At 72.8% G+C, this 10367-nt stretch carries 5 protein-coding genes; 2 read left to right on the forward strand and 3 right to left on the reverse strand.

Going from position 1 to position 10367, the window contains the following annotated elements:
* A partial coding sequence (locus JZ5iCDA_RS12600) for a substrate-binding domain-containing protein (RefSeq protein WP_366246668.1) occupies window positions 1–1238 on the forward strand: 1238 nt, incomplete at its 5' end.
* 31 nt (window positions 1239–1269) lie between these two features.
* On the forward strand, window positions 1270–1635 hold the full coding sequence (locus tag JZ5iCDA_RS12605) for a hypothetical protein (protein ID WP_069387493.1): 366 nt from the start codon (window positions 1270–1272) through the stop codon (window positions 1633–1635).
* A gap of 137 nt (window positions 1636–1772) precedes the next feature.
* On the opposite strand, the gene JZ5iCDA_RS12610 is transcribed toward JZ5iCDA_RS12605, so the two are convergent.
* From JZ5iCDA_RS12610 to JZ5iCDA_RS12620, 3 genes are all read right to left on the reverse strand, one after another.
* A complete protein-coding gene (locus JZ5iCDA_RS12610) occupies window positions 1773–5672 on the reverse strand; it encodes a hypothetical protein (RefSeq protein ID WP_083259987.1) in 3900 nt (1299 codons plus the stop codon).
* 66 nt (window positions 5673–5738) lie between these two features.
* Complete coding sequence (locus JZ5iCDA_RS12615; RefSeq protein WP_069387495.1) at window positions 5739–8336, reverse strand: glycoside hydrolase family 43 protein; 2598 nt, start codon at window positions 8334–8336, stop codon at window positions 5739–5741.
* Between the two features lie 233 nt (window positions 8337–8569).
* On the reverse strand, window positions 8570–10367 hold a 1798-nt coding region (locus tag JZ5iCDA_RS12620; protein WP_069387496.1), incomplete at its 5' end, for an amidase family protein.

Genomic DNA, 10367 nt, shown 5'->3' on the forward strand with positions numbered 1-10367 from the left:
CCGACCCGCAGACGGCGTTCGCGGCCACCGAGGAGAGCGCAGGGGAGACCGCCGAGGAGCAGCCGCAGGGGGACGCGAGCGCGAGCCCGGACGCCTCCGCGACCGCCGACGAGCCCGCCGACGAGGACCAGCCTGGAGGGGGCACCGTGACCACGGAGGAGATGCAGCGGGCACCGCTCGCCGCGGAACGGCGTGCGCACCTGCTCGCGACGCTCGAGCGCGACGGGGTCGTGCGCGTGGCGGACCTGACCGACGAGCTCGGCGTGACCGCGGTGACGGTGCGCCGCGACATCGCGCAGCTCGAGCGCGAGGGCCTGCTCGCGCGCGTGCACGGCGGCGCCGTCGCGGTGGGCGCCAAGGACGCGACTGCCGAACGCACGCCGACCGCGGCGATCGGCGTGCTCGTGCCGTCGCTCGACTACTACTGGCCCGGCGTCGTGCGCGGCATGGAGATCGAGGCGCGCAAGCACGGCCTGCGCGTCGTGCTGCGCGGGTCGTCCTACGAGGCGTCGGACGAGCGTCCCGCGCTCGAGCGGCTCGTCGAGGCCGAGGACCTGCGCGGGCTCGTGCTCGCGCCGCGCACGGACAGCCCGCACGCGCAGGAGCTCGTGCAGTGGCTCGCGCGCACCGAGGTGCCGCACGTGCTCGTCGAGCGCGAGGCCGCGCTGTCGCCGCACCGCGAGGCGCTCGAGTCCGTGGTGTCCGACCACGCGCTCGGCGCGCTCATGGCGGTGCACCACCTCGCGGACCTCGGGCACCGCCGGGTCGGCCTCGTCATCTCGCGGCAGTCGCCGACGTCGCGCAAAATCGCGGCCGGGTGGCGTGCGGCGTGCTCCGACCTCGGGCTGTCGTCCGAGGAGCACTTCGAGCGCCTCGCGCCCGACCGCCACCGGCCCGAGTTCGCCAAGGCGATCAGCGAGGTCGTCGACACGGCGCTCGCCTCGGGCACGACGGCGCTGCTCGCCCACTCCGACCCGGAGGCGTTCGCGATCGTGCAGAACGCGCAGGACCGCGGACTCTCTGTCCCGGGGGACCTGTCCGTCGTCGCGTACGACGACGAGGTGGCCGGCCTGTTCAGCCCGGCCCTCACGGCCGTGCGCCCGCCGCGCTCCGCCGTCGGGCACGCCGCCGTCGACCTGCTCGCGAAGCGGATCGAGGACCCGTCCCGGCCCGTGCACCGCATCGCGATCAGCCCGCGCCTCGTCGTGCGCGAGTCGACCGGCAGCCCGCGCAGCTAGGTCGCCGTCACCCGGAGCTAGGGTGACTCGCGTGGACCCGAGGAAGACCGCCTGCCTCGTCGGAGGCCTGCTGGTCGTCCTCGTGCTCACGGCGTGCGGCGGCACGTCCTCGCGCAATGGGGAGTGGGCGGTGTCGGGCGATATCGACCGGTCACGGTCCACCGTGCCGATCCGGATCGAGTACGGCCCGGCCTGCGAAGACCTCGAGGGGATCGACGTCGAGGAGGACTCGGAGCGGGTGAAGATCACCGTGCGGCTGTCGGCCCGGGAACCGGAGGAGAGCGCTGCCTGCTCCGACGTCGGCGTGTCGGAGGAGGTCCACGTGGCGCTGGACCAGCCGCTCGGCGATCGCGTGCTGACCGGTCCGGAACTCCTCGATTCCAGCAGTCTTCCTTAGCCCGACGGAGAAGGTGGGCGCACGAGGCGCGACTCCTTCTCCGCGAACGGCTCAGCCCCCGCACCGGACGGTACGGGGGCTGAGCCGCATCGGACTGGGGTCGTGCGGGGCCGGGCGGCTGCCCGGCCCCGCACGGATCAGCAGGTGGGCGCCGGGAAGGCGACCTCCTCGACGCTCTCGCGGTCGTCGCCGTCCGTCGTCCGGGCGGTGACGGTCACGGCGCCGTCGGCCGGGGCCGTGCGGACCGCGAACGCGTGGTACGCGGCCTTGCCGGGCGCGACCGCCGTGACGGTCTTCGACCCGTACGGCGTGGCGAGATCGACGTCGAGGGCGACGTCGTCGTCGTTCGTGACGCGCACCGCGAGGTACGGCTTGCCGGCGAGGCAGCGCGTCTGCACGACGGCGTCCGTCGCGACGCCCTGCTGCGCCTCCTCGCCCGCGACCGCGACCCAGCTGATCACGGGTGCCTCGGTGCCGCCGTCGTTGGCCACGGAGTACGTGACGACGGTCTCCTCGGTGAGCGTGAACTCGCCGGAGAGCACCTGCGAGCGCCCCGAGCTGCCGTTCGGGAACGCGACCTTGCCGACGGGCACGGTGACGGCCTGGCCGTCGGACCCGGTCCACGAGACCGAGGTCTGCAGGTTGCGGGCCTTGCCGCTGCCGACGTTCCACCACTCGGTGTGGCCGGAGCTGACGGTGTACGTGCCGGCGGGCAGCGTGAACCGGTACTGCAGCGGCGTGCTCGCGCCGGAGGTGTACCAGCCGGTCTCGCGCATCTTGTCGTACGGGGTCTGGTTCAGCGGCGCCTTGGCGGAGTAGCTCGCGACGCGGCCCCACCCGCGATCGGCCGACCACGCGGCGTCGGCCTCGGCGTTGCGCAGCGCACCGCCCTCGGCCTCGACGAACGCCCGCACGGCGGGGTACGCCGACGCCGAGGTGATCGCGGGCGCGTTGGCGTCGACGAAGTACTGCACGCCGTCCGGCACGACCTCGACCTGCGCCGTGACGGCGAGGGCCTCGTTGTCCGTGAACGTGCCGGTGAGGGTGACCATCGCGTACGGCGTGTCGAACGCGCCCGCGGGCACGAACCACTCGACCGGCGCGTCGATCGTCGTACCGGCCTGCGACGTCGCGCGGACGGTCGCCGGCAGCTCCGGGGTCTCGCCCACGGAGGTGGCGAGGCGCGCGACGGGCTCGGCCACGGTGACCGGGGTGGTCTCCGGGTCGGTGACGACGGGCGGCGCGCCGCCGACGAGCACGTCGACGCCGTCGAGCGTGAACGTCCCGCTGCGCACCGTCACGGTGACGGTGTGCGGGGTCGAGCCGTCGAGACCGCGCTGCCAGTACGACGTCTGCCGGTCGCCGGTCGAGCCGACGTTCACCGTGCGCACCGGCTGGTCGTCGACCGCGACGTCGATCGTCGCGGCGCCGGTCGCGCCGAACAGGTTGAACCCGGTGCCGTCCACCTCGAACGTGGCCGACCGGCCCGCGGACAGCGCGTGCTGGGTGCGGTTGAGGTGCGCGTAGCCGGACTGCTGGAACGCGAAGCCGCCGGGGTAGGAGATGCGCGCGTCGGCGTCGTCGATCTTCACCGACTCCCACGCCTGGCCCTCGATCGGGGTGATCGCGAGGTCGTCGTACTGGGTGTTGTAGTAGCCGCTGACGATGGAGATGCGGCCCGTGAGCATCGGGTTGGGACTCGCGTCGACGTAGCGGGCGAGCGGGGCGTCGTCGAGCGTGACGGTGATGACGTTGTCGCGCGCCTCGACGGACAGCGAGTGCCACGCCTGCGCGTCGAACCCGGCGACCGTCCCGGACGCCACGACGGCGTTGAGCTTGCGCAGCTGCCACGAGCCGTCGGCGTGCACGCGTGCGGTGTACGTCGCGAGGTCCTCGCCGGCGGGCACGTGCTGGCGCACGCCGAGCCCGGCGAAGTTCGGCAGGTTCGCGTCGCGCACCTGCGTGTCCAGCTGGAAGTCGACCGACGCGGTGTAGTTCGCCCACGAGTGGTCGCCGAGCACGGTGGCCGGGGGAGCGGTGGCGACCCGGTCCTGCTCGTGGCTGCCCCACACGTCCCACGTGTAGCCGCGGTTGTCGGCGTGGATCTTCTGGACCATGACGTTGCCGCGCTCGCCGTCGCCCTCGACGACCTCGAACGCGCCGTTCTGGTCGGCGGTGTACCGCGGCGAGCCGCCGCGGCGCTCGACGTAGCCCATCTCGACGCCGTTGACGTCGGCGGTCGGGTAGCCCTCGTACTCGAAGTCGTCGGTGTAGGGCAGCTCGAGCACCGTGTCCTGCGCGGGCGAGGCGTAGTCGGCGCGGTCGTACGCCTGCGTCGTCCCGTCCACGCCGAGCGGCAGGGTCGACAGCGTCTGGATCGAGTACGGCGCGATCTCGACCTGGTAGACGGCGTACTCCGTGCCGTCGACGGTCTCCGTGCGCACGGGCTCGACGTAGCCGGTCGGCCGCAGCCAGTTGGCGTCGTACTCCTCGCCGGCGTCCGGGCCGCGCGTCTCCCAGACCGTGAGCGGGCGCGGCTCGCCGAGGTTCGCGACCTTCACCTCGAAGTGGCGGGCGGTGCGCGTGTTGTTCGCGTGCACCTGCGTGAACTCGGGCTCGCCCTCGTCCGCGGCCGGGGTGCGCAGCGTCATGTACGTGCGGGTCGACGTGTCGACGTTCGTGCCGCCGTCGCCCTTCGTGCCGTCGCCGTAGGTCGCGCCCTCGACGTACTCCCAGCCCGACTCGGCGAACTGGTGGAAGTGGCGCACGAGCGCGACGCCGACGCCGCCCTCGTAGTAGCCCGACCACGGGTCCGAGGCACGGATGAGGTGCTTGGGCGAGTACTGCGTGCCCTCGTACATCGCGCTCACGGCGGGCTGGAACAGGAACGACGTCATGTGCGCCGGGTGCTCGCCCGCGCCGCTCCAGCGGTAGGCGTTGATGAAGCGGTCGGCGATGTCGACGGCGCCCACGGTGCCGCCGATGCCGCCGCGCGCCGGCTCGGCGTTGACGCGGTACTGCGGGTCGATCATCGGGGCGACGCCCTCGGAGTACAGCACCTCCTTGCCGAACTCCTCGTTGAGGCGCGTGAGGTTCGGCCCGCCCGCGATGTCGTAGTGGTAGCCGATCGCGTCGACCTGCTCGAGCGCCGCCGGGCTCGCGAGGATCGCCGCGGCGACCGGCTCGACGTTGCGGTACGTGTCGAGGGCGACGATCTTGATGTCGCCGTAGTCGTAGCGGGCGTCCTCGGCCTCGGCGTCCTCCTCGAGGCGCTCGGCGAAGTCGACCACCCACGCCAGCTCGGGCGCGATCGACGGCTGGTGGAAGCTGCCGCCGACCTCGTTCTGCGACGGCGACATGTAGTCGAACTCGACCCCGTACGTGTCGTACGCGGCGTCGATCGTCTCCTTGTACCACTGGTAGCGCAGGTCGGGGTCGGTCTTCGTCCAGGACGGCTCGCCCCAGCGCAGCGCCTCGGTCTCGATGCCCGGGTTGATCGACAGCGCGTCCGCGATGAAGTGGAAGCCGGCGCCGCGCAGCACGTTCGCGGGCTCGTCGGCGCTGCGCTTCGTCGCGGGCTCGGTGCCGGACGACGTGTTCGTGTCCGAGCCGAGCTCGACCTTGATGTGCTTGAGGCCCGCACCCGTCTCCGGGTCGAAGATCAGGCGCATGATGCGCCAGTACGCCTCGGGGTTCTCCTCCTTGTAGTCGAGCAGGAGGTTGCCCGTGTTGTTGCACGACACGGAGCCGAACCCGCCGAACACGTTGTACGGCGTGCCGTCCGCGCGCCGCTCGACGTCCTCGCCGTCGACGAGGATCTCCTTCCAGTCGATGGAGGGGTCGTCGAAGCGCAGCTCGGGCAGGTCGGCCGGGATCTCGGCGGTCGCGCTCGGCGCCGCCGGAACAGGGGCCGACGCCGCGGGCGTGGCCGCGACGAGCCCGGTGACGGTCAGCGCGAGCGCCGTCGTCACCGCCGTCGCGGCCCGCGCGGGCGCGCGCCCGGCGGGTCCGTCGGCAGATGGTCGGTGCAGTCTCATCGTCTGCCTTCCTGTCGCCGCCGTCGGCGACATGGTGCGGGATGGTGCGGGATGGGTCGGAACGGCTCAGCCGCAGGTGGCGGCGGAGGTCGTGAGGTCGTGGTGCGCCGTGACCGTGCGGCCGTCGACGACGGCGCTCGCCGTCACCGTGACGGCCGCCTCGGCGACGTCCGTGGCCCGGGTCGCGAACGCCCGGTACGCGTTCTTCCCCGGCGCGACGGCGGCCACGGTGCGCTCGCCGAACGGCGTCGTCAGGGTCACGTCGAGCGGGACGTCGTCCTCGTTCGTCGCGCGGACCGCGACGTACGCACGACCGGCGAGACAGCGCACCTCAGCCTGGGCGGCGACCGCGAGCTCGGGCTCGGCCACGGGCACCGTGCCCGCGACCGTGAGCTCGCTGATCTTCAGGTACGAGCCCGGCGTGTCGAACGTCAGGCGCAGCGCGTCGGACGTCACCGCGTCGAAGCGCACCGTCGTCAGCGACCCGTTCGGCGCGGGCGCGACGGCGCTCGCGGTCGTCGGCTGCCACGCGCCGTCGGCGTCGCGGTGCTCAACCGTGATCCCGGTGATGGTGCCCTCGGTGTTGGTGAGGCGCACGGCGTCGAGCTGCCACTGCTCGGCCGCCTCGACGGTGAACGTCACGCGGTCCTTCTTGCCCGTGCCGCCGGCCCACGTCGACCACGCGGTCGACAAGTTGCCGTCGCACGCGTTCGCGGCGGGCATGGTGCCCCACTCGGTCTGGTGGAACGAGGCGCTGACGCGTGTGCTGGGCTCGCGGCAGACGTCGACGGGGCCGTCGACGTGGACGGTCGCGGTGACGTACCGGCCGGCGAGCGGGCCGTCACCGGCGACGTGCCCGACGAGCGTGTGCGTGCCGCGCGTGGCGAACGCGGCGTCGAGGCTGGCCGTGCTCCAGTCGGCGGTGAGGTCGTCGTAGCGCTGCCCGTCGACGGTGACGTCGAACGTCGGGGCGAAGGCGTCGCGGTCGTCGACGTGGCTGCTGAACTCCAGCGGCTCCACGGGCTCGAGCGGGTGGAAGAGCGTCGTGTTCGTCGGGTCCCACGCGCCGACGTTCTCGACCGTGACGCGGCCGTCGCGCACCTGGATGGGCGCCCACACGTAGCGCGACCGCTCACCCGCGGAGCCGTTGGCCTCGGTGATCCAGCGGTCGCCCATGTACGCGAACCGGCCTGCCTCCTGGTCGAGCGCGATGACGAACGTCGGCTGGGAGTCGAAGCACTCGACGGGGTCGGCGTTCCCGACGCCGGTGCGCGTGGGGTCGCCGACGCACGGGTTGCCGAGTCGCTCCCACTGGCCGGTCGCCGGATGCCGGTTGTTGTCGCCGACCACGGCCTCCGTGGGCGTGATCATCGACCGCGACCGGTAGGCGACGACGGGCGTCGAGGCCCAGCCGTCCGTGCCGGAGGTGAGCATGTAGTACCAGCCGTCGTGCTTGAACACGCTCGACGCCTCGCGCGAGTAGTCCGGCAGGACGCGGTTCGAGAAGTCCTCGCCCAGCACGGCGTCGTCGCCCTCGGCGAGCGGGCCCGTGTACTCGGCGTTGAGCCGCGAGACGTACATCCACTTGTTCATCTCGGAGGAGTAGACGGCGTACGCGTCGTCCGCGACCGGGTCGACCGTGTGCACGTCGGTGTCCTGGAAGACCGTCATGTCGCGCGAGTCGCCCTCGCGGCCGGCGTTCGGCACGCCCGGCGCCCAGTTCATCTTCGTCGTGTTGACGAGCTTGAACGGGCCCCACGGGGTGTCGGACGTCGCGAACCCGATCTCGGCGCGCGAGTACCGCGAGCCGACGTTCTGGTCCGCCGGGTCGCCGCCGTCGCGGACCCAGCGCACGAGGTCGGCGTTGTCCGCGAGCGGCCCGTCGGCGTGGTAGATGATGACGAACTTCTTCGTCTTCGCGTTCCAGAGCATCTTGGGACGCTCCATGATGTTGATGTTGCCGTTGAGGCGGTACGACGCGTTCGCGAGGTTGGCCTCGTCGTACGTCGCGGCGACGCCCTGCGCCTCGTCGGCCCACGTCTCGACGTACGGCGCGACGAACGCCTTCGCGGCGTCGATGTCCTCCTGCGTGGACTGCGCGTCGGGCGCGGTCTTGTTCGCGACGTCCTTGAGCGCGTCGAGTTTTGCCGGGTCGACCTCGACGGCGTTCCCGGCGGTGTTCACGCGCAGCGTGAAGTGCTGGTGGCTCGGGAGCACGCGGCCCATGTCGTGCCACGTCGTGAGGTCGGTCGACCAGTAGCCGCGCACGCCGTCGACGGGGCGCGTCGCGTGCGTCTTGTCCTCGCCGTACCAGAGCCAGACGTCGTCGTCGGTGTCGCCGTCGCCGGTGATGTCGAGGCCGACCTCGGCCTCGTGGACGGTGACCACCGAGCCGCCGTGGGCCTTGATGGGGTTGCCGTCGGCGTCGTTCCAGACCGAGCCGTCGGGAGCGGGCACGGTGCCCGGCGCCGCGGCGGCGGGAGACACCTCGGCCGGGGCGGGCGCGGCGGTGGGTGCGGGCTCCGCCGCGGCGGGGGCTGCCGCGGCGAGCGTCCCGCCCAGGACGAGCGCCGTCGCGGCGGCGAGCGTCGGGGCGAGGCGCCGGTGACGGCGTGGGGGTCGAGCGGTCGGGTGCGGGTACGGTCCGGCGACGTCGTCGGGCACGAGGATCTCCTTCGATCATGCGGCGCGGCCCCGTCGATCTGCGATGATCGTTTGTGTTCGTTCGGGTGCTACACCGTTCGTTCGTGCACGAAAGTAAGCGGCGGGCTCGCGCGCGTCAATCGACGTCGCGCACGTGAACGGAAACGATCACCCACGCCGGCGACCTGGACCGGCCCGGGCACGGCGACGGCCGGCCCTCGAGGGAGCCGACCGTCGGCGTGCGGAGGGTGCGCTCAGCCCAGCGGGCCGTAGAGCGCGGGGGCGGTGCGGGCGTGCGTCGCCTGCTCGAGCGCGTAGGCGAGGCCGAACAGCGGGCCCTCGTCGAAGTCGCGCCCGAGGAGCTCGAGGTTGACGCCGGCACCCGGGATCGTGCCGTCCGCCTCCGTGGCCTGGCCCATCGGGACGGTCACGGCGGGCAGCCCCGTGTTGGGGCTCAGCCGCAGGTTGAGGCCCTGCGTGCTGTACGGGTTGCCGCTCGGGTAGACGAGCGCGTCGAGGTCGGCGTCGTCGAGCATCGCCGTGACGAGCGTCTTGCCCTCGGCGAGGACCTTCGTGTGCGTGCCGTCCGGGCCCGCCCACGCCTCGTACGTCTCCTCGGTGACGGCGGCGCGCGTCTCGTACGTGCCCTGCCGCGAGGTGACGAACCGGCCGGAGGCGATGATGTCCCCGATGGTGCGCGCCGTGACGGCCGGGGACAGGTGGTTCGTCACGTAGTCCTCGAGGTCGTGCCGGAACTCGTTGGTCGAGCCCGAGCCCTCGGAGAGGACGCTCGCGAACCCGTTCGGCAGGACGGGGGAGTACGACGTCGGCGGGGTGACCTCGACGACGGTCGCGCCGAGCGACTCGAGCGTCGCCTTCGTCTCGTCCCACAGGCGCACGGTCGTGGCGTTGGTCCCGATCATCGACGGCACGTAGCCGATGCGGGCGCCGTCGAGCGCGTCGGCGTCGAGGAACTGCGTGTACGACGTCGGGACCTCGCCCTCCTGGCGCGCGGTGACCGGGTCGGCCGGGTCGGCGCCGACCACGGCGTCGAGTGCGACGGCCGCGTCGGTGACGGTGCGCGTCATGGGGCCGCCGGTGTCCTGGCTGAGCGCGAGCGGGATGATCCCGTCGCGCGAGGCGAGGCCGACCGTGGGCCGCACGCCGACGAGCTGGTTGTACGACGACGGCACGCGGATCGAGCCGCCCGTGTCGGTGCCGAAGCCGATGCCGGCGAGGTTCGCGGCGATGGCCGCGCCTGTGCCTCCGCTCGAGCCGCCCGCGGTCTGGTCGGTCGCGTAGGGGCTCGCGACGAGCGTCGACCCACCGGCAGGCTGGTGCGCGGAGAACTGGGACGCGAACCCGTACGCGAACTCGTCGAGGCTCGCCTTGGCGAGGATGACGGCGCCGTCGGCGCGCAGGCCCTCGACCATGGTCGCGTCGGTCGCGGTCTGGTTGTCGTCCCAGCAGCCGCAGCCGCCCGTGGTCGGCATGTCGACCGTGTTGTAGTTGTCCTTCACCGCGACCGGCACGCCGAGCAGCATGCTCGTCATGCCCTGCTCGGCGCGGACGGCGTCGGCCTGCTTCGCGGCCTCGAGCGCGACGTCGCTCGTGGCGATGATCGACGCGAGCGGGCGCCCGCCCGCGGCCGTGTCCATGAGCGTGCGGTCGTAGGCGGCGATGCGGTCGAGGTACTCCTGCGTGATCTCCACCGAGGTGGTGACGCCCGCGTTCATCGCGGCCTGCATGTCGACGGTGGTCGCCTCGACGAGCTCGAACGGGCCGTCGTCGTAGACCATGCGCTGGGAGACGGCGGCGAGGTCGGCGACCGTGAGGGTGCCGTCGCCGTCGGTGTCGGCGAGCGCGACGTCCTTCCACGCCTCGTCGGCGCTCGTCAGGCCGAGGCTGTCGGAGACGACCGCGAGGTCGTCCGCGGTGACCTGGGCGTCGCCGGTGAGGTCGAGCTCGGTGTAGAACGGCGCGAGGAAGCCGCTGGGCGCGGGGGCCTCGGGCGCGCCGGTCGCGGCGGGCGCCGCGGCGAGCGCGCCGACG

Origin of the sequence: Cellulosimicrobium cellulans (assembly GCF_001722485.1) — a bacterium.
Classification (GTDB): Bacteria; Actinomycetota; Actinomycetes; order Actinomycetales; family Cellulomonadaceae; genus Cellulosimicrobium; species Cellulosimicrobium cellulans_A.

What these genes read in the sequence shown, in the direction of transcription:
- JZ5iCDA_RS12610 (WP_083259987.1), bottom strand. Translation starts at nt 5,672, where the DNA reads ATGAGACTGCACCGACCATCTGCCGACGGACCCGCCGGGCGCGCGCCC.